This window comes from Novosphingobium sp. 18050, assembly GCF_902706195.1.
In the GTDB taxonomy this organism is placed as follows: Bacteria; Pseudomonadota; Alphaproteobacteria; order Sphingomonadales; family Sphingomonadaceae; genus Novosphingobium.
This window is the reverse complement of record NZ_CACSJO010000003.1, coordinates 1-19,448: the sequence shown is the minus strand read 5'-3', so window position 1 is coordinate 19,448 and position 19,448 is coordinate 1. Positions and strand designations below refer to the sequence as shown.

The window sequence follows — 19,448 nt, the reverse complement described above, 5'->3', positions numbered from 1 at the left end:
CGGGGCCTGTCCTGTCTGGCGTCGCCCGGCTCTATTCAAGATCCGTGCCACTTGCCTTGCGGCTGGTCAGGACCGGGGCCTGTCCCTTGCTGGCGATGCGGCGTTCCTGGAGCGCGGCGCGGTCCTCGATGGCGGCGCGGCGGCGTTCGGCTTCGGCGAGGGCCTGCTGCTTGGCATCCGCTACCGACTGCGCGCGCAAGGCGTCGCCGTCGGTGGTGCGGCTGAGCGCCTGCAGGCCTCCCACGAAGCGGGCGACGTGGTGCAGCGCCGCGCCGTCTGCGGCTTCGCGCCGCGCGGCGTAGTCGCTGGCGAGCTGGCGGGTGCGGTCCGACAGGGAGCGAAGCTGCGACAGGGTACTTTCGGCCTGCGCCGCTTCGGTGGCGGCAGTCTGCTTGGCGATGGCGCGCAGTTTCTCCAGCCTTTTCAGGCGGGCGAGGCGTTTGAGTTCGGGGCTCATCCCAGCAGTCCCGCAAGCTGGCCCGCGCTGGCATCCAGGCCAACGACCTCGCCCTGCGGCTGGCACAGGAAGCCGGTGAGCGCGGCCTGCATGGCGATGGCACGGTCCAGCTGCGGGTCGGCGCCGGTGCGGTAGGCGCCCATCAGCACGAGATCGCGGTTGGCCTCGTAGCTGGCGGTGAGCGCGCGGAAACTGCGGGCCAGATGCTGGTGGGCCAGCGGCACGATATCGTTCATCACCCGGCTGAGCGAGGCGGCGATGTCGATCGCCGGATACTGCCCGCGCTGCGCCAGTTCGCGCGAGAGCACGATATGGCCGTCGAGGATCGAGCGGGCCGTGTCGACCACCGGATCGTCCTGGTTGTCGCCGTCCGCCAGCACGGTGTAGAGGCCGGTGATCGAGCCGCCGCTCGCGGCTGAATTGCCGGCGCGCTCGACCAGCTTGGTGATCGTCGCCAGCGCGGAAGGGGGGTAGCCGCGCGCGGCGCCGGGTTCCCCCAGCAGGAGGCCGATTTCGCGCGCTGCGTGGGCCACGCGGGTCAGGCTGTCCAGAATGAGCAGCACGCGCTTGCCTTTGCTGCGGAAATGCTCGGCCATCGCGGTGGCCAGCATGGAGCCGCGCAGGCGCAGGTTCGGGGCATGGTCGGCGGGCACGGCGACGACGACGGTCTTGTGTTTCTTCTCGTCGTTCATGTGGCGCTCGACGAAGTCGGAAACCTCGCGCGCGCGCTCTCCGATCAGGCCGACGATCACCACGTCGGCGCTGGCCCCGCGCGCGATCATGTCGATCAGCACCGACTTGCCCACGCCCGATCCCGCCATCACGCCGATGCGCTGGCCGACGCCGAAAGTGGTCAGCGCGTTGAGCGCCCGCACCCCCGTGTCGAAGGGCAGGCGCACCGGGCTGCGGTCCAGCGCGGACGTGCGCACGCCGCCGGCTGGCCATTCGAGGCGAGTGTGGATGGGCAGTCCGCCGTCGATCGGCAGGCCCTCGCCATCCACCGCGCGGCCGAGAAACGCATCGCCCACGGGGAGCATTCCGGGGCGGCCTTCGGGCACCACGCGGGCACCGGGGCGCAGCAGGATGGTGTCGCCCAGGAGCATCATCATCGTGCGGCCGTTACGAAAGCCGATGACTTCGGCGGGGAAGGTTTTGCGCGGTCCGTTCATCACCCGGCACATCGCGCCGACCGGAACCGACAATCCGCTGACTTCGAGCAGGCCCCCGTCGCAGGCGGTGACAGTGCCGAAGCGGCGCGGGGCGAGGTCTACCGGCTCGGCCGCGAAATCGGCGAGGATGGCGGCGTGGGGCGTGGTCATGGGTGTCGCGTCCTGTTTTGGCCTGCTGGGGCTTCGACAAGCTCAGCCTGACCCTTCGGCAAGCTCAGGGTGAGCGGAGGCGGCGTAAAAATCTCAACCCCGCTCAGGCTGAGCTTGTCGAAGCCCCCTCGCAAAAGGCGGATCAACCCTCGTGCAGCGCTTCGGCGATCGCCATGCGCCAGCTTGCGGGGCCGTCTTCCACCCCGCCTGCACTGCCTTCGACGCGCACGGTGCCGCGTTCCAGCGAGGCATCGGGCACGACCTGCCATTCGGCGCTCATCCGCTCCGAAATCAGGGCGATGTCGGCGGGATGCAGCCTGACCACGCGCTCGTCGTCGGCGCGGGCCAGCATCGATACTGCGCGGGTGATGCGCTGGATCAGCGCCGCCTCGTCGATGGCGAGGGGGGCCAGCGCCGCCTCGCACAGCGCCGCGACGGTATCGCGCAGGCGCAGGCGCAGGTCTTCCTCGAGGCTGGCGTCGAGGCGGGTGAAGGCTAGCGCCAAGGCCTCGTGCGCGGCGGCCATGGCGATGGCGTGGGCCTCTGCCGCCTCGCTCGCCTGCGCGTGGCCATCGGCGAAACCGCGGGCATAGGCTTCTGCCACCAGATCGGGCGCATCGGGCTGCACCACCGAGCCGCTGCGTTCATGCAAGGTCATGCCAAACATCCCCCCGAAGCGCGCATCGGGGCGGAACCCCGTCGACTGGCCCAGCGCCTCGACCAGCGAGACGCGCGGACGCGGGCTGCCGACCAGCGGCGCCGTCGGCGGCGCCAGACCCGGCTGGGCCAGCGAGAAACCAAGGTCAGACATAGTCGTCGTCTCCGCCCGAACCGAACACGATCGTGCCGTCGGCGGCCAGCTTGCGGGCCACCGCGACGACGTCCTTCTGCGCCGCGACCACATCGGCCAGCTTCACCCGTCCGCGCGCGGCGATCTCATCGCGCACGCCGTCGGCGGCGCGGCTGGACATGGCCTTGAAGAACACTTCGCGCTCGTCTTCGGCGATGCCCTTGAGGGCGTCGATCAGGGTCTCGTTGGGGACATCGCGCAGCAGGGCACCCATCGCCTGCGCATCGAGGACGAAGAGGTGTTCGAACTTGAACATCTCCTCCTCGATCTGGCGCGCCAGCACTTTGTCGCGCTTGGCGAGCGCGCCCATGACGTGTTTCTCGGCGACTTTGCCGATGCCGTTGATGATTTCGGCGGCCTCGCGCGCGCCGCCCATCTGCAGGGGGCGCTGGCCGTGGCTTTCGGTGATCCGGCGCGAGAGCAGATCTTCCAGCATCTCGATCGCCTGCGGGGCGACCGGGCCGAGCGTGGCGATGCGGTGGACGATCTCGGGCTGGACAGCCGGCGGCAGGGCGTGGAGCACGGCTGCGGCAACCTCGGGGTCGAGCTGGATCAAAAGCACGGCGATGGCCTGCGGATGCTCGCCCTTGACCAGCGGGACCAGCGCGTCCGGGGTCAGCCAGCGCGCCAGTTCCAGCGGCGAGGTTTGCGGGGCGGCGGGCGCAATGCGGCGCATCACGTTGTCGGCCTTTACCTCGCCCACGGCGCGGCTCATCATCGCGTGGACCTGGCCGACGCGGTCATGGGCAACTAGGCCCATGCGCTCGGTCTTGGCGACGAAACCGGCGATGGCCTGGGCGATCACATCGGGGCCGATCTCGCCCAGCGCGACCATCTTTTCGCCCAGCAGGCGCAGTTCGCGCGGGTCGAGGGCGCTGAGAAGTTCGGCGGTCTGGTCCTCGGCCAGCAGCATCATCATCACCGCCGCGCTGTCGGCGGCCTGCAGGGGAGCCATTTCAGTCATTTACGCGGCCTTGGAAGGGGCTTCGGGGGCGGGTTCGGCAAGCATCTGGCGCAGGACATGGACCGCGCTTTCCGGCTTTTCGGCGACAATGCGCTGGGCCAGCCCAAGCTGGCGCGAGAGCAGTTCGGCGCGGCTGACTTCCACGGCCACGCCCTCTGGCGAAGCCATCGGCAGGGCGCGCTGGGCGGGGGCGGCATCGCTGCCGTCGTCCGCCTCGGCAGCGGCGCCCTTCTTGCCCTTCTTCGCCTTGGCGGGCTTGTCGCCGCGCATGGCGTTTATCATCGGGCGCACGCCCAGCAGCAGGACCAGCAGCACCGCGAGCACCGCCGCGCCGTTGCGCACGACCATGGCGAACCACGGCGTTTCGTAGAACGGGGTGGTCTCCACCGCGACCGGCTCGAAACTGCGGGTGACGATCTTGACCACGTCGCCGCGCTGCGGATTGGCGCCGACCGCCGCGCTGACCAGCGCTTCGAGGTCGGCCAGATCCTTGGCCTTGGCGCCCTTCATGGCATCGGCGCTGATCGCGACCGCCACGGTCAGGCGCTTGATCCCGCCGGGGCCGGTTTCGGAGACGGACACCTGACGGCCCAGTTCATAGGTCTTGCTGGTCGAGCTTTCCCCGTTGGTCGGGGCGGGGGCAGCAGGGTTTGCAGGCGCCGTACCCTGCGGCGCGCCGGGGACGGCCTGCGTCGCGGGCGGCGGGGTGTTCGATAGTACGCCGGGGACGCCGCCCGCCTGTCCGGGGCCGGAAGTCTGCGACTGCTGCAGCTGTTCGGAGCGGACCACGCCGTCCTTGTCGTAGCTTTCGCGCGCGGCGGTCACCTGATCCATGTCTAGCTGGACCTGCGTTTCGGTGGTGAAGTTGCCGTCCCCCAGCATCGGGGTGAGAAGCTGCGCAACCTGTTCGCGCAGCTTGGTTTCCAGGCGCGACTGCATGTCGAGGCGGTCACTGTCGGCGCCTTGGCCTTCGGACAGCAGGCGGCCATGCTGGTCGACCACGCGCACCGCATCGGGAGAGAGGCCCGGCACCGATGCGGCGACGAGATTGAGGATCGCGGTGACCTGCCCCTCGCTGAGCTGGCGGCCGGATTTCAGGCGCACCATGACCGAGGCGGTCGGCGCCAGATTATCGCGCACGAAGACGGACTTTTCGCCCTCCGCAAGGTGGACGCGCACAGAATCCACGCCGTCGATCTGGCCGATGGTCAGTTGCAGGTCGTGTTCGCGGGCAGAACGCATGCGTTCGCCTTCCAGCGTCCGGCTGGCGCCCATCGGCAGCTTGTCGAGCATCTGGTCGCCGGTCTCGGGCGTGGCCAGCGCGCCGTCGGACGCCACCAGCATCCGCGCCTTGTAGAAATCGCCCTCGGCCACGGTGAGCGCGCCGGTCTGGTTGTCGATGGCGTACTTGATCTGCGCCGCGTCGAGCGCTTCCGCCACGCCGGCGCGCTCGCTGTCGCCGAGCTGGGCATAGAGCACGCGCTGGGGCGAAGGCGCCATCATGCTCCAGGTCAGCGCCGCGCCGCCGATGGCGGAAAGGCCGATGAACACCGGCATCATCTTCTTCACCGCAGGCTGCTGGGCGATGGACGAAAGCCGGGTCAGCACACTGCCGCCCGAAGCATCACCAAAACCGCCAAACGTCGAGGACGAACCGGATACGGGAACGAGATCGGCCATCTAGTCAGACTCCCATCCGCATGATGTCCTGGTAGGCGGACAGCAGCTTGTTGCGCACCTGCAGGGTGGCTTCGAAGGCGACGCCGGCTTCCTGGCGGGCCAGCATGACCTTGGCGACATCGGTGACCTCGCCCTTTTCGTAGGCGACGGAGAGTGCCTCCGAACGGCTCTGCACCGAACTGACGCCGTCCAGCGCGGTCTGGAGCGAGGCGCTGAAACCGCCGGCGGGGGCTTGCCCGGCGCCCTGGGTCTGGGCGGTGGCCTGCGCGGTGTGGATCTCGCGCAGCAGGTCGTTGCGCGAGATGATCTGCTGGCGCAGTTGCAGGATCTGCTGGACGCCGCCCGCGCCGCCCATGCCGCTGATCGAGGGAATGCTGCTCACCGGCCGCCTCCCATCACGGCACGGCCGATTTCGATACCGGCCTCCCGCATCGAGGCGAGGCGGTAGCGCAGGGTGCGCTCCGAGATACCGAGTTCGCGGGCCGCGCGCAGGCGGTTGCCGCCGCAGGCTTCCAGCGTTTCCACGATGGCGCGGGCCTCGGAGTGCTGGACGATGCTCGACAGCTTGCGGTCGTCGCCATGTGCGTCGGCGGGCGGGGCGAAGGGCAGTTCGAGGCCGCCGATCGCAGGCACCGCGACAAGGCGCGCCGGGCTGTCGAAGACGATGTGCTCGGGCGCGATCCGGGCGCTGCCGTGGGCGAGCAGCATCGCGCGGCGCACCACGTTCTCCAGTTCGCGCACGTTGCCCGGCCAGGAATGCAGCCGCAGCATGGCCAGCGCGCCCTCGGTGAAGCAGGGCACGGCTTCGGTGCCGGTGCCCATCGCGCCGCGGTGGCGCAGGGCCATCGCGAAGGCGAGCGGGGCGATGTCGTCCGGGCGCTCACGCAAGGGGCGCAGTTCCAGCGGGAACACGTTGAGGCGGTAGAAAAGGTCGGCTCGGAAACGGCCCTGCGCCACTTCGGTGGGCAAGTCGCGGTTGGCGCAGGCGATCACGCGCACGTCCACCTTGATCGCGCGGGTCGAACCGATCGGCACCACTTCCTGCTCCTGCAGCGCACGCAGCAGCTTGGCCTGCAGGACCAGCGGCAGTTCGGCGATCTCGTCCAGCAGCAGGGTGCCGCCGTCCGCCGCGCGCATGAAGCCCTCGCTGGCCGCCGTCGCGCCGGTGAAGGCGCCCTTCTGGTGGCCGAACAGCATGGCCTCCAGCATCGTTTCGGGCATGGCAGCGCAGTTGACGGCGATGAACGGCTGGTCGCGGCGGTTCGAACGGGTGTGGATGAAGCGGCTGAGCACTTCCTTGCCGGTGCCGGTCGGGCCGTTGATGAGTACGGGGATGTCGCTGACGGCAAGGCGCTCTGCCAGCGCGAAGACCGACAGGCTCTCCGGGTCGGCGGCGATGGGGTCTTCGGGGCCGGCGGAGGCGGCCAGCAGCATGGCCAGCGCGGTTTCGCTGACCGGGTCGGGGTAGGTCATCGAGGTCAGGCTGGCGCCTTCGCGGGCAAGCGCGCAGACCGGCCCGCGCGACAGCCGCACGCAGCGGGTGCGGGGGCGCAGCGGAGTGCGGTCTGCAAAATCGCGGAAATCGATTGCATCGCCGTTAAAAAGAGAGGCGGCAATCGCCCCGGCGCGCTGGAGCAGCGGGCCGTGGAGGCGAGCCGTTTCGTTATTGATTTCCAGAGCGGCCATATCGCGGATTCCCTTGGAATTAACCAGTTCCCTGAAGCCGCTTATGGGTGGTTAACGGCAAAAAGAGCGGTAATTTAAGGCCGCGTAGATGTCCGTAATCTGCCGTTTGGCGGCAGGTTCCTGCAGGGCATTCGACCGGCTGCGAGCCTCGCCTTGCCGGGCTTTGGGAGGCGCGGTTTCGGCTGGAATCCCTGAAAATCGCGCGTTTCACGGTGGATGTCAGGCTGGATCGCATCCGGCCGGCGCAGCGGCGCGGCGGAGGAATAATCTTCACGCGCGCGCGATTGTCGCGCGGGAGAATCGTAAAACGGGAAGGATTCGCCCGCCGCCGCCTCGCTCTGGAAAGAATCGCGTTTCAAACGATTTCACAGCGGGGCTTAAAGTTCGCGCGGGCTTGCCGGTCTAGTGGCTGGCAGCGGGCTGGATGGGCCGGCCGGTTGCTCCGAAAAGCCCATGACTGATGGGCCGGGATTATCGGGACACTCAACGGGAACCTCATCATGTCTGTCATCAATACGAACATCAGCGCCATTCGCGCGTCCAACGCTTCGAACTCCGCCAACAAGATGCTCGGCACCGCGATGGAACGCCTGTCGACCGGAAAGCGCATCAACTCGGCCAAGGACGATGCCGCCGGCCTCGCCATTTCCACTTCGATGACCTCGCAGATCCGCGGCATGAGCCAGGGCATCCGCAATGCCAACGACGGCATCTCGCTGGCGCAGACCGCAGAAGGCACGCTGTCGGAAGTCAGCAACATGCTCCAGCGCGTGCGTGAACTGGCGATCCAGTCGGCCTCGGGCACCTACCAGTCGTCTGACCGTGCGGCGATGCAGCAGGAAGTCACGGCGCTGACCTCGCAGATCAGCGACTCGTTCACGCAGGTGAAGTTCAACGGCAACACGCTGATCTCGACCACTTCGGGCACCGACCTGACCTTCGACATCCAGACCGGCTCGAACTCGGGCGAGAAGGTCACGCTGACCGCCAAGGCTATCAACGGTGCCAACCTGACCGCCTCCTCGCTCGACGTGACGACTTCGGCGCTGGCCACCACCACGCTTTCGAACGTCGACTCCGCGCTCAAGGACGTGAACGCCACCCGCGCTTCGCTGGGTGCCGGCCAGAACCGCCTGGAATCGGCGATCAACAACCTCACCAACACCGTCACCAACCTGTCCGACGCCAAGAGCCGCATCGAAGACGCCGATTACTCGGCCGAAACGACTGCGATGGCCAAGGCCCAGATCCTGAGCCAGGCCTCCACCGCCATGCTCGCCCAGGCCAACCAGAGCCAGCAGAACGTCCTGTCGCTGCTGCGCTAAGCGCAGAGCGACGCCGACACCGGTATGCCGAAGCGCGGCATGCCGACTTGGCTCCCGTCCCCCGGAGGGCCCAGCCCGGCGGTCTGTTCTCAGACCGCCGGGCGTTTCGGTTGGTTCAGGGCAGCCGTTAAAATCCCGTCGTCATCCCAGTGAAGTCTGGGACCGCCCTCTGCATAAGCTAGCCTGTCAGCATGGCGGCTGGACTTACATTCTCACCAATAAACGGCACAGCGTTCTGTCCATCGGCGTGACTGGCCATCTGGCCGCGCGGATGATGCAGCATCGTACTGAAGCGGGATTGGCATTCGCGGGCTTGACGATCCGGGGCGACGTTTTTCTTCAGCCCGGGAATTCGCCGATAGTCTGCGTATAATCGCGCCGGGCGAATTTCCACTCAGCCCCGATGCGGACCAGCGCATCCTCGTAATGGCCGCAGAGCTTGAAGATCATGCCGTCCTTCATCTGCACCACTTCACGGGCGTAGCTGCGGACGGCGGCGGTATCGCCGGTGATCTCCATTGACCCGATCTCGCCGAGGAACGCGACGGAGGTCCAGTCCTTCCACAATCCGTCCCAGGTTTCGGTCAGGGCCTTGTGACCGGCGGCATCGAACAGGTGGCTGGTCCAGCGTCCATCCGGTGTGAACGTGGTAAGCCACAAGTCGCGGTCTCCGCGCCAGCTGGCGTCGGCGTAAGTGCCGTAGAGTTCGCGGATAGCGAGGCGGTCCTCGGTCGGGCCGGTAAATGGCATTGCGCGCTCTCCCTTCGTATGTTTGCGGCGGAAAGTGCGGGCTGGTCAGGTGGTGTGCAAGGAGGGGCGGATCGTGGGTGCGATGCGACACTTGGTGCCCCGGTTTGCATGAGGGCAGGGCGACTGCTCAGTTCAGCAGCGTGATCGAAATCCGCCGATTGCGCGGATCGTGCGGGTCGGCCGGGATCAGCAGTTCCCGATCGGCCACGCCCTCGATGCGGCGGAAGCGGTCTTCCTTGATGCCGTCGCGCAGGAGGGCCTGGCGGGTCGCCTCGGCGCGCCCGGCTGAAAGCGACCAGTTGTTGCCCACGGTGCCGGGCACGAAGGGCAGCGCGTCGGTATGGCCGCGAACGGTCACGCCGCCACCGTCGGGGCCGAGCGCTTCGCCCAGCGCTGCCAGCAGGTCTGATGCCTCGGGCGTCAGTACCGTGGTGCCGAGGCGGAACATCGAGAAGTTCGCATCGTCGACAAGGTCGATGCGCACGCCTTCGGTGGTGTCGACCAGCCGCACCTGCTTTGCCAGCTTGCGCAGGCGGTCAGTGGACTGGAGCTTCTTTTCCACCTGCTGGCGAGCGAGCTGGGTGCGCTTGGCGCCTTCCTTCGGTCCGCCGGTGGCGTCGCGCGGGATGGTGATGGCCTTGTTGCCGCTGCCGCCGGGGTGGGGCAGCTTGTCCTGCGCGGTCAGCGAAGTGCCGCCCAGCAGGCCGGTGCCCGATCCCGTGCCGGACTTGCGGTTTTTGACCAGCGTGGGCGAGAAATAGTCGGCGATGCCCTTGCGCTGTTTTTCGGTGGTGGCGCCCAGGATCCACAGCAGCAGGAAGAAGGCCATCATCGCGGTCACGAAGTCCGCGTAGGCGACTTTCCATGCGCCGCCGTGGTGGCCGCCGGCGACGATGGTGATCTTCTTGACGATGATCGGGCGGACGGGTTCGTCGCTCTTGGCCATCTTACTTGCCGCGCATCGCGTCGAGCAGGTCGGACAGGCTGGGGCGGAAGGCGTGGCCAAGGCCGGAACGCGCCGATTCCACCACCAGCGGCTGCGGCCAGCCGTGCAGGCTTGCGATGATGACCTGCTTCACCGCGTGGAAGATCTGTTCGTCCGCCTCCAGCACCTGCTTGAGGCGGCCGGCCATCGGCGCGACCATGCCGTAGGCCAGCATCACGCCCATGAACGTGCCGACCAGCGCCGAGCCGATCATCCCGCCCAGGATCGAGGGCGGCTTGTCGATCGAACCCATCGTCTTCACCACGCCCAGCACGGCGGCGACGATCCCCAGCGCGGGCAGGGCGTCGGCCAGCCCCTGCAGGGCATGCTGCGCTTCGTGGGCTTCGTGGAAATGGGTTTTCATCGCATTGTCCATCACGTCCTCCACCGCGTGGACCTCCAGCGTGCCGGAGGAGACGACGATCAGAGTCAGGGTGTCGGCGATGAGGTGGACCAGCGGCTCGTTGCCGAGCAGGCGCGGGAATTCGGCGAAGATGGCGGAGGTTTTGGGATCGGCGACATGGCTTTCCAGCGCCACCGGACCTTCGGAGCGCAGCAGCTTCATCAGCCGCGTGGTCAGGATGATGACGTCGATGTGATCCTGCTTGTTGTGCTTTGGGCCTTTGAAGACCTTCATCATGCCGCTGCCGAGGCCCTTGAGCTCGTGCATCGAGTTGCCGGTGACGATCGCCCCGATCGCGGCGCCGCCGATGATGAGCATCTCGTGCGGGATCGCCTCCATCACCGGGCCAAGCGCGCCGCCGGTAATCGCGAAGCCGCCGAAAACCATCACCAGCAGGATGACGACGCCGATGATTGCGAACATGGGTTTCTGGTCCTTCGTGTCGAAAAGCCCGGCACCCGCAGAAACGGGGCGCCATAAGGGTTTGCGAACCCTTGCGATGCGCGCAGGTTAGCCGACAGTTGGTTATTTCCGCTTGTCGCCGAGCCTACGCAAAGCTGCGTAGAAGCGCCGAAATCAGCGTAGCTGGTTGAACAGGCTCAGGCTGGAGAGCTTGGCGAACCCGGCCTGGCTGGCTTCCAGCACCGTCAGGGTTTCCTGAAGCCGCGCCATGGTGGAGGCGATGTCGGTGGCGCCCAGGTCCGTCTGCTCGGCGGAGCGCAGTTCGCCCCGGTCGATGCGGCGGTCGCCGGTCAGTTCGATCCAGGCCAGCCGGGTGCCGACCACGGTCTGCCCGGTGCTCAGGGTGTCGAGGCCGGTCTGGAGATTGGCGAGGGCGTCGTTCGCGCCGACGGTCGGTGTCACCCCGGTCTTGAGCGCATCGGACAGCGCCTTGACGGTGGCCATGACGTCGGTCTGGTTGCCGTTCTTGTCGGTAAAGGTCAGGAACTGCGGGCCGGTAATAGAGCGGGTGACGCTTTGCCCTTCGCCCAGCGGCAGGTCTTCGCTGCTGGCGGTGCCGACATAGGCAGCGTTGCCCGAGGCATCGAGTTTGTAGGCATCGCCCGTGCTTTCACCGCCGAACAGCGCGTGGCCGTTCGAATCGCGGGTGTTGGCAAGGCCGAACAGGGTGGCGTGAACCTGATCCAGTTCGGTTGCCACGGCTTTGCGCTGTTCGGCAGTCAGGGTGGAGGAGGCGGCCTGGGTCGCCAGTTCCTGCGCGCGGATGATGGTGTCGGCGATGTCGGACATGGCGCCGTCGGCCAGCGTCAGGTCGGCATTTGCGCGGTTCGCGTTGGCGGTGTCGATCTGCGACAGCGTCTCCTGCCGCGACAGCGCGCGCAGGCGCGAGGCGGCGACCGGGTTGTCGGAAGAGCGGCTCAGCTTCTGGGTGGTGCTGAGCTGGGTCTGCAGCGATTCCGCCTGTCCGCGCAGCGACTTCATATCGGTCCGCGACTTGTCGAAGAAGGCGCCGGTCGAGGTGGAAATGGTGGTCATGGCGGGCCTTACCTGATCGAGAGGATGGAATCGAAGATGTCGCTCGCGACCTGCATCACCCGCGCCGAAGCCTGATAGGCCTGCTGGAAACGGACGAGGTTCACGGCTTCGTCATCGAGGTTCACGCCGGCCTGAGCAGACAGCGCGGACTGCGCGCTGCCCGAGATCGCGGCGAGGGCATCGCGGGTGATCGTGCGCCCGGCAACGGCGCTGGAGACGCCGAACAGCAGCGTATCGACCGCGCCCGAAGGGTCCGCCGTTTCGAGCGCGCTGCGCATCGCTGTAAGGTTGGTCATGTCGCGGCTGCCTGCCGCCGCGCCCGCAGGGGCGGTGGCGATGGCGGTGCCCTTGCTGGCGACCATGGCGATGTCCGCCGCGCCGGTGCCGGAGAACAGCGCCTGGCCGGGGCTGCCCTGAAGGTCCACGCCGCCCGTTTGCGCAGTGTTGATGGCGCTGACGATGCCGCCCGCGATGGTATCGAGCTGCGTGCGCGCGCCCGCCAGTTCCACCAGCGCCTGCGCCTTGCCCGCGATTGCGCCGGAGCTGAGCGTCACCGCCTGGCTGTTCACCGAGAACGACACCGTGCCGTTCGCCGCGCTGGCCATCGACAGAGTCTTTGCCGCCGCGCCCGATACCAGCGAGGTGCCGGTCGGCCCGCCCAGCGTGACCGAGACGGACTTGTCGGCATTGATGGTGGTGGTGATATCGGCATGATCGCTGAGCTGCTGGAGCAGGGCGTCGCGCTGGTCGAGCAGGGTGGACTGGTCGCCCGATGCATCGCCGCCGCTGCGCATCAGGCGCAGGTTCACTTTGGCGATTTCTCCGGCGAGGCGGTTGACCGTGTCGACGCCGTCTCGCGCCTCGAAGCGCAGGCCCTTGCCTGCCGCATCCAGGTTCTGCGCGGCGGTGTTGAAGGTCTGCGCCATGGTGCGCCCGTCCTCGATCACCTGCGCGCGCAGGGAACCGTCGGTGGGATCGGATACCAGCTGCTTGAGGCTGCCCTCGAAAGCGACCACCGAATCGTAGACGCCGGTCTGTTCGATCGCGGTCTGCACGCTTTCCAGCCCCGCCACTTCGGCCGAGGCGCGCGCGGCGTCGGAGCCGGTGCGGCGTACCTCGGACTGGCGGAACACGTCGGCGTTGCGAACGATCCCGGTGATCCGGGCGCCGGCAAGGTTGATGCCGGTGGGGGTGGCATTGAGCGTTCCGCCGACGACCTCGGCCACCGAGACGCTGCGGCGCACGTAGCCGTCGGTCTTGGCATTGGCGATGTTGTTCGCCGTCACGTCCAGCGCGGTGCGGGCAACGCGGGCGCCCGAACGCGCGATCGAGAGAAGGTCGGAGGCCATTATGCTACCTGGTTTCCGTTTGCGCGGCCCGGGCTTCGACAAGCTCAGCCTGAGCGGGGTTCTTGGGAGGGGCGCTTGCCCCGAATACTAGAACGGCAGTGCAGCGCGGATTTTCAGGGTTGGCGGGGTGGGAGGAGCAAAGGTTGGTGTCAGCCACCGTCCGGTTTGGTCGTGGCCGAGCCACTTCCCGCACCATCCGCTCGTCTTGCGCCTGTCGAAGGACCGCCGACGAACTTCGCCATCTGCTCCTCCAGTATCTTCGCGAGGCCCAGCACGCCCGACTGCACGGTGGTGTCGGCGACATGTTCGTCCTGCAATTGGCGGAAGGTTTCCAGCCCTTGCCCGCCGGAAATGTCGCCAGCGCCGCCATCTCCGCCGAAGCTGGTCTTGCGCGCGGCGCTCAGCATCTCGCGTACGAACACGGCCTCGAACTGCTTGGCGACGGTGTGCAGCTTTTCGCGGTCGGTGGCGTCCGCCCTGGTCGCCATGCCGAGGACGGAGGGGAGGATCGTGCTCATATGATGACCATTTCCGCCTTGAGGGCGCCGGCCTGCTTCAACGCTTCCAGGATCGCCACGAGGTCGGACGGGGTGACGCCCAGCATGTTGAGCGCATCGACCACCTTGGACAGCGAAGCGCCGCCCCTGAACAGCGCGACCGAGCGGTTCTCCTCCTCGACCGAGACGTTCGAATGCTGCTCGGTCGCCGTGCGGCCCTTGCTGAACGGGGCGGGCTGGACGACCTGCTGGTTCTCCTCGACGCGCACGGTCAGCTTGCCGTGGCTGATCGCGGCGGGGGACAGGCGCACCGCGGAGTTGATGACCACGGTGCCGGTGCGGCTGTTGACGATCACCCGCGCGGCGGTTTCGGCGGGGTTCACGTCGATCATCTCGATCGCGGCCATCACGCTGGCGCGGCTGTCGGGATTGCCCGGCAGGCGCAGGGCCAGGGTAACGCCGTCCTCTACCGAGGCGGTGTTCGGCAGGCGCGTGTTGATCGCGTCGCGCACGCGCGCGGCGGTGAGGAAATCGGCCTCGAACAGGTTCCAGCGCAGCATCTCGCCGCTGTCGAAGCCGGTGGCGACGGCGCGTTCCACGCTGGCTCCTTCGGCGATGCGGCCCACGGTGGGGATGTTGACGGTGACCTTGGAGCCATCGCGGCCCGAGGCGTCGAGACCGCCTACGGCAAGGTTGCCCTGCGCCATGGCATAGACCTGCCCGTCGGCGCCGTAGAGCGCGGTAAGGATCAGCGCGCCGCCGCGCAGGGACTTGGCCTTGCCAATGGTGGAGACGGTCACGTCGATGCGCTGCCCCGGCTTGGCGAAAGCGGGCAGGTCGGCGGTGATCATCACGGCGGCGGCGTTCTTGAGGCCGGGCGCGATGCCCGGCGGCAGGGTCAGGCCCATGCGGCCCGACACGCCCTTCATCGCCTGCGTCAGGTATTCGAGATTGTCGTCCCCGGTGCCCGGCAGGCCGACGACGACGCCGTAGCCGGTGAGCTGGTTGGTGCGCACGCCCTGAAACTGGCCGAGATCGCGCACGCGCTCGGCATGGGCGGGGGCGGCGACAAGGGTGAGGGCGAGCGCCGCACGTGCGAGGTGCTTCGACAGGCTCAGCATGAGCGGAAACAGCTTCATGAGTTCAACTCCGCTCATCCTGAACTTGTCGAAGCCGCTCATCCTGAGCTTGTCGAAGGATGGGAAAGCGATGTGCGAGGGCATGTTCACTCTCATCAGAACGGCGAGATCTTGTTGAAGAAGCGGCCCAGCCAGCCCTGCTTGCTGGCCTGCTGCAGCGCGCCCTTGCCGGTATATTCGATGCGGGCATCGGCCACGCGCGACGAGGCGATCTGGTTCTCCTGATCGATGTCGGCGAGCCGCACGATGCCGGAAAAGCGCACCCATTCATCGCCCTGGCTGATGAGCATCTTCTTCTCGCCCCGCACCAGCGCGGTGCCGTTGGCCCGCACCTCGGCGATGGTGACCGCGAGGGTGGCGTCGAGCGCGGATGTCTGCGCTGCGCTGCCTTGTCCGTTGAACGAGGAGTTCGAGCCGGCTTTCAGCGAATTGGGCTTCAGCAGCTGCGAGATCAGGCCCGTGGTGGGCGGCGTGATCGAGGCGCTGCCGCTCTTGCCGCTCTTCGAGCTGACCGCCTTGGACGCGGTGGTGCTTTCGGTCAGCAGGATCGTCAGCGGATCGCCCACCCGCGCCGCGCGCGTGCCCTGATACAGCGGCGCGTAGCCGGCGGAGACGTTGAAGATCGAGCCGGTCGGCGGTGCCACAGGTGCGGGAGCGATGGGCAGGCTCGCTTCGTAACCCGAGGGCTGCGGCGGCTTCTTCGCGAAGACCGGAGTGGCAGTGAGGGCTAGGCAGGCGAGGGCGGCGCCGGCATGCTTCGACAAGCTCAGCATGAGCGGGCCTTTGTCTTCCGGCATTTCCTGCTTCCGCCCATCCTGAGCCTGTCGAAGGATCATCACAGCGTCTGGTTTGCGTTGCGCAGCATTTCATCGACCGCCGAGATCATCTTCGAGTTGATCTCGTAGGCGCGCTGCGTCTCGATCATGTCGACCAGTTCCTCGACGATGTTGACGTTGGAGCCTTCCAGCATCCCCTGGCGGATGTGGCCACGCCCCTGCTCGCCGGCGATGCCGATCTGCGCGGGGCCGCTGCCGGCGGTCTCCAGCATGAAGTTGTCACTGGCCGATTGCAGCGCCACCGGGTTGGTGAAGCTGGCGATAGTGATCTGCCCAAGCTGCGTCGGCTCGGACTGCCCGGCAAGCTGCGCGGAAACGGTGCCGTCGTCCGAAACGGTGATCGTGGTCGCGCCTTCGGGCACGGTGATGCCCGGCTGCACGGCATAGCCCTGCGAGGTCACCAGCTGGCCTTCGGCGGTGCGGCTGAAATTGCCCGCGCGCGTATAGCCAAGCTGGCCGCCGGGAAGCTGGACCTGAAAATATCCGTCACCGTCCAGCGCCAGGTCGAACGAATTGCCGGTGGTCTGCAGCGTGCCCTGCGTCTCCATCCGCGTGGTCGACTGCACGGCGACGCCGGTGCCCAGATTGAGGCCGGTGGCATAAGCCGTCTCGGTCGAGGACTGCGCGCCGGCAACCCGCGCATCCTGATAGGCGAGCGTGGCGAAGTTGGCGCGGTCGCGCTTGAAGGCGGTGGTCGATACGTTGGCGAGGTTGTTGGCGATCACGCGCATGCGCGTGTCCTGGGCCTCAAGCCCGGTGCGGGCGACCTGAAGTGCGGAACTGGGCATGGTCTATGTCCTTCTAGGTGTCGTTCAGGTACGTTTAGGTGCCGGTCAGCCGTCGATGCGCATCAGGCGCGCGCCGGCTTCGTCGAGCTGCCCTGCGGTCTGGACCAGCTTGGTGCGCATATCGAAAAGCCGCTGCGCCGCGATCATCTCCACCAGTACCTCGGAAGGGTTGACGTTGGACTGCTCCAGGGCTCCGGGAATTACCTGAGCGTTCTCGTCGACCGGCAGAATTCCGCCATTCGGCACGCGAAACTGGCCGGCGATATCCTTGGCGATCCTGGTCCCGGCGGTGCTGACCAGCTTGAGTTTGTCGATCACCTGCGGGGCAGCGTCGGGGGTGTCGGGGTCCTGCACCAGCACGCCGCCGTCCGGCCCGATCGTGACTTTGGAGCCGGGCGGAACCGAGATCGGACCGGAACTGCCGATCACCGGCAAGCCGTCGCCGTTCTGCAGCACGCCGGTGACGGTAACCGAAAGATCGCCGCGCCGGGTGTAGCTTTCCTGCCCGTCGGCGGCCTGCACCGCCAGCATCGCATCGCCCTGCATGGCGACGTCTAGCGCGTAGTTCGTGCGGTTGAGGCCGCCCGCCTTCATCGACGCGGCAGAGACCTCGGTGCTCGACATCGCGCGTACTTCCAGCTGCGGGCCTTCCAGCGTTGTCGGCGTGGCCTGCAGGATTTCCGCTTTGAAACCAATGGTCTGCGCGTTCGACATGTTGCTGGCGATGACACGCTCGCGGTTGAGCGAGGCGTTCATGCCCGAAACGGCGGTGTAGATCAGGCGGTCCATCGGCAGGTCCTTGGGGCGTGTTAACTCCCTCCCCTTGCGGGGAGGGAGCGTTCATCAGGTGCGCAGGTTGATGACGGTCTGCGAGATCTGCGTGGCGGTATCGATGGCCTTGGCGTTGGCCTGGAAATACCGCTGCGCGCTGATGAGATCGACCAGCTCCTCGGCGATATCGACGTTGGAACGCTCCAGCGAGCCGGAGTTCAGCGGGCCGAATGCGCCCGAACCGGGGGCGCCGTAATTGGCCGCGCCGGACTTGCCGGTGATCTTCCAGCTCGAATCGCCGACCTGCTTGAGACCCGAGGGGGCGACGAAGTTGGCCAGCGCCACGGTGCCCAGCGTCACGTTGCTGCCGTCGTCGTAGGAGGCGACGACCATGCCTTCCTGGTCGATGGTCACGCTGGCATAGGCCGAGCCGGCGGCATTCGTGGTGGTGACCTGTGCGTCCTGGTGGGTGGCGGTATTGGTAACGCCGCCCACGACCGGGAAGATCTGCAGGCGGGCGCCTTGCGCGTTCTTGATGAAGCCGCTGCCGTCCACGCTGAAGGCGCCGTTGCGGGTATATTCGGTCTGGCCGGACTTGGGCGAAACGGTGGTGAAGAAGCCTTCACCGCCGATGGCGAGGTCAAGTGCATTGCCGGTCTGCTCGATGGCGCCGACGTTGAAGTCCTGCGCGATCACGCTGACGCGCGAGCCGATGCCGACGGTCAGCGAAGGGTCGGTGACGATCGACGACGAGATGATGTCGGCGAATTGGGTGGTGCTTTTCTTGAAGCCGTTCGTCTCGGCATTGGCGATGTTGTGCGAGATGACGTTGAGTTCGGTCTGCGCGTTCTTCAGGCCGGTGAGCGAAGTGTAGTAGGACATCTAAGGTACTCCGAAGAAAGGGTTTCAGGCGGTCTTGTCGGTCTGGGAAGCTGCGAGTGCGGCCACCGCATCGGCGGTGGATTTCTGCGCCTCCGCCAGCGTGTCGAGCTGGCCGGAGATGGTCTTGAGCGTCTCACCCATCTCGGTGGTCCCGGCGAGCGAGGAGAACTGCGCCATCTGCGCCAGCATCTCCTTCTGATCGACCGGATCGAAGGGGTCCTGCTGCTGCATCTGGGTGGTCATCAGCTTCAGGAAATCGCCCTGGTTCAGGGACGAGAGCGAGGTCTTGTTCGTCGAAGCCGTGCTCGACGAGGGGTTGATTACGGAAGTGACGGTCATTTCATCCTCATCGTTTCGAGCATCAGGTTCTTGGCAGTGGAGAGGGCCTCGACCATGTTCTGGTACTGGCGCGAGGCTTCGAGCATCTCGACCATCTCCGCGTTCTCATCGACGGGAGCGGACCACACGTCGCCGTTCTCGTCGGCCAGCGGGTGGTCGGGGTTGTGCTGGCGCACGGCCGCGGCCTTTTCACGCATCACGCCCGATACGGCGACGGTGGAGAGGCCGCTGGCGCGGTCGAGGTCTTCGGAAAAGACGGCGCGGATCGGCTTGTAGGCGCCCTGTTCGGTGCCCGACACGGACCCCGCATTGGCCAGGTTCGAGGCCGCCGCGTTCATCCGCACCAGCTGCGCCGACATGCCGCGCTGGGCGACGCCGAAGAGGTTCATGGGAGCCGGCATGGTCAATCTCCCCGCAACGCCCGCTTCACGGTATCGACCCGTGAGCGGATGAATTCGAGCGTGGTCGAATAGCCGACCGCGTTTTCGGAGAAGGCGAGCTGCTCGTTCTGCAGTTCCACCGTATTTCCGTCGAGCGAGGGCATCACCGGCACGCGGTAGAGCGTGGCCGAATGGGCTGCCTTGTCGATACCGGCACCGGCGTCCGCCGCCTTGATCGCGGCGGTAAAGTCGATGTCGCGGGCCTTGTATCCGGGGGTTCCGGCATTGGCGATGTTGGAGGCAAGCACGCCCATGCGCTGCGAGCGCAGTTCCAGCGCCTTGCCATGTATTCCGAATAGATCCTGCGGCATCTGGGTGGTGTCCCGAACTGTGTGCCGGGTGTTTCGCAAGAGACGTGCCAATCGGTTGCAATGCGGGTTTTCGGGGGAGGTCGGTTTTTGCCGTGGGGGCTTCGACAAGCTCAGCCTGAGCGGGGTTGAGAGGGTAATTCGGCCTTAAAGCCCCCTTTAAAAAACCGCTCAGGCTGAGCT

The 19,448-nt window shown here is 67.0% G+C and carries 22 protein-coding genes; 1 reads left to right on the top strand and 21 read right to left on the bottom strand.

Going from position 1 to position 19,448, the window contains the following annotated elements; all coding sequences use genetic code 11:
• Window positions 1-31 precede the first annotated feature (31 nt).
• The 7 genes from GVL61_RS04340 to GVL61_RS04310 form a co-directional block, all read right to left on the bottom strand.
• Window positions 32-457, bottom strand: coding sequence for a hypothetical protein (locus GVL61_RS04340; protein WP_159977374.1), 426 nt, complete (start codon window positions 455-457; stop codon window positions 32-34).
• A complete protein-coding gene (locus GVL61_RS04335) occupies window positions 454-1,776 on the bottom strand; it encodes a FliI/YscN family ATPase (RefSeq protein WP_159977372.1) in 1,323 nt (440 codons plus the stop codon). Before GVL61_RS04335 ends, GVL61_RS04340 begins: the two co-directional genes overlap by 4 nt.
• A 142-nt stretch (window positions 1,777-1,918) precedes the next feature.
• Entirely contained in the window at window positions 1,919-2,587 is a 669-nt protein-coding gene (locus GVL61_RS04330) for a FliH/SctL family protein (protein WP_159977370.1), read from the bottom strand.
• Complete coding sequence (gene fliG, locus GVL61_RS04325; protein WP_159977368.1) at window positions 2,580-3,590, bottom strand: flagellar motor switch protein FliG; 1,011 nt, start codon at window positions 3,588-3,590, stop codon at window positions 2,580-2,582. The genes GVL61_RS04330 and fliG overlap by 8 nt, the downstream gene beginning before the upstream one ends.
• Window positions 3,591-5,270: a flagellar basal-body MS-ring/collar protein FliF gene (fliF, locus tag GVL61_RS04320; RefSeq protein ID WP_159977366.1), complete on the bottom strand. Its 1,680-nt coding sequence runs from the start codon at window positions 5,268-5,270 to the stop codon at window positions 3,591-3,593.
• A 4-nt stretch (window positions 5,271-5,274) separates the two neighbouring features.
• Window positions 5,275-5,643 carry a flagellar hook-basal body complex protein FliE gene (gene fliE, locus GVL61_RS04315; protein WP_159977877.1) on the bottom strand — a complete coding sequence of 123 codons (369 nt, stop codon included), beginning with the start codon at window positions 5,641-5,643 and terminating at the stop codon, window positions 5,275-5,277.
• Between the two features lie 5 nt (window positions 5,644-5,648).
• Window positions 5,649-6,956 carry a sigma-54-dependent Fis family transcriptional regulator gene (locus GVL61_RS04310; protein WP_159977364.1) on the bottom strand — a complete coding sequence of 436 codons (1,308 nt, stop codon included), beginning with the start codon at window positions 6,954-6,956 and terminating at the stop codon, window positions 5,649-5,651.
• Window positions 6,957-7,456: 500 nt separating this feature from the next.
• Between GVL61_RS04310 and GVL61_RS04305 the strand changes: the two genes are divergently transcribed.
• Window positions 7,457-8,281, top strand: a complete 825-nt coding sequence (locus GVL61_RS04305; protein ID WP_159977362.1) for a flagellin — start codon at window positions 7,457-7,459, stop codon at window positions 8,279-8,281.
• 339 nt (window positions 8,282-8,620) lie between these two features.
• On the opposite strand, the gene GVL61_RS04300 is transcribed toward GVL61_RS04305, so the two are convergent.
• The 14 genes from GVL61_RS04300 to flgB form a co-directional block, all read right to left on the bottom strand.
• A complete protein-coding gene (locus tag GVL61_RS04300) occupies window positions 8,621-9,031 on the bottom strand; it encodes a nuclear transport factor 2 family protein (RefSeq protein WP_159977360.1) in 411 nt (136 codons plus the stop codon).
• Between the two features lie 127 nt (window positions 9,032-9,158).
• Window positions 9,159-9,977, bottom strand: a complete 819-nt coding sequence (locus tag GVL61_RS04295) for a flagellar motor protein MotB (protein ID WP_159977358.1) — start codon at window positions 9,975-9,977, stop codon at window positions 9,159-9,161.
• 1 nt (window position 9,978) lies between these two features.
• Entirely contained in the window at window positions 9,979-10,842 is an 864-nt protein-coding gene (gene motA / locus GVL61_RS04290) for a flagellar motor stator protein MotA (protein WP_159977356.1), read from the bottom strand.
• Window positions 10,843-10,995: 153 nt separating this feature from the next.
• Window positions 10,996-11,916 carry a flagellar biosynthesis protein FlgL gene (locus tag GVL61_RS04285; RefSeq protein ID WP_159977354.1) on the bottom strand — a complete coding sequence of 307 codons (921 nt, stop codon included), beginning with the start codon at window positions 11,914-11,916 and terminating at the stop codon, window positions 10,996-10,998.
• 8 nt (window positions 11,917-11,924) lie between these two features.
• Window positions 11,925-13,265: a flagellar hook-associated protein FlgK gene (gene flgK, locus GVL61_RS04280; RefSeq protein WP_159977352.1), complete on the bottom strand. Its 1,341-nt coding sequence runs from the start codon at window positions 13,263-13,265 to the stop codon at window positions 11,925-11,927.
• A 149-nt stretch (window positions 13,266-13,414) separates the two neighbouring features.
• Window positions 13,415-13,783 (bottom strand): rod-binding protein, encoded by a 369-nt coding sequence (locus tag GVL61_RS04275; protein ID WP_159977350.1) that lies wholly within the window; start codon window positions 13,781-13,783, stop codon window positions 13,415-13,417.
• Window positions 13,780-14,883, bottom strand: a complete 1,104-nt coding sequence (locus GVL61_RS04270; RefSeq protein WP_159977875.1) for a flagellar basal body P-ring protein FlgI — start codon at window positions 14,881-14,883, stop codon at window positions 13,780-13,782. Before GVL61_RS04270 ends, GVL61_RS04275 begins: the two co-directional genes overlap by 4 nt.
• Before the next feature lie 113 nt (window positions 14,884-14,996).
• Complete coding sequence (locus GVL61_RS04265) at window positions 14,997-15,698, bottom strand: flagellar basal body L-ring protein FlgH (RefSeq protein WP_235037524.1); 702 nt, start codon at window positions 15,696-15,698, stop codon at window positions 14,997-14,999.
• Window positions 15,699-15,736: 38 nt separating this feature from the next.
• Window positions 15,737-16,525: a flagellar basal-body rod protein FlgG gene (gene flgG / locus GVL61_RS04260; RefSeq protein ID WP_059152285.1), complete on the bottom strand. Its 789-nt coding sequence runs from the start codon at window positions 16,523-16,525 to the stop codon at window positions 15,737-15,739.
• A 45-nt stretch (window positions 16,526-16,570) separates the two neighbouring features.
• Window positions 16,571-17,314: a flagellar basal body rod protein FlgF gene (locus GVL61_RS04255; protein WP_159977348.1), complete on the bottom strand. Its 744-nt coding sequence runs from the start codon at window positions 17,312-17,314 to the stop codon at window positions 16,571-16,573.
• Window positions 17,315-17,368: 54 nt separating this feature from the next.
• On the bottom strand, window positions 17,369-18,178 hold the full coding sequence (locus GVL61_RS04250) for a flagellar hook-basal body complex protein (protein WP_159977346.1): 810 nt from the start codon (window positions 18,176-18,178) through the stop codon (window positions 17,369-17,371).
• A 24-nt stretch (window positions 18,179-18,202) separates the two neighbouring features.
• Window positions 18,203-18,517: a flagellar hook assembly protein FlgD gene (locus GVL61_RS04245; RefSeq protein WP_159977344.1), complete on the bottom strand. Its 315-nt coding sequence runs from the start codon at window positions 18,515-18,517 to the stop codon at window positions 18,203-18,205.
• Window positions 18,514-18,918 (bottom strand): flagellar basal body rod protein FlgC, encoded by a 405-nt coding sequence (gene flgC, locus GVL61_RS04240; protein ID WP_159977342.1) that lies wholly within the window; start codon window positions 18,916-18,918, stop codon window positions 18,514-18,516. The genes GVL61_RS04245 and flgC overlap by 4 nt, the downstream gene beginning before the upstream one ends.
• 2 nt (window positions 18,919-18,920) lie before the next feature.
• Window positions 18,921-19,268, bottom strand: a complete 348-nt coding sequence (flgB, locus tag GVL61_RS04235; protein ID WP_159977340.1) for a flagellar basal body rod protein FlgB — start codon at window positions 19,266-19,268, stop codon at window positions 18,921-18,923.
• Window positions 19,269-19,448: the final 180 nt, after the last annotated feature.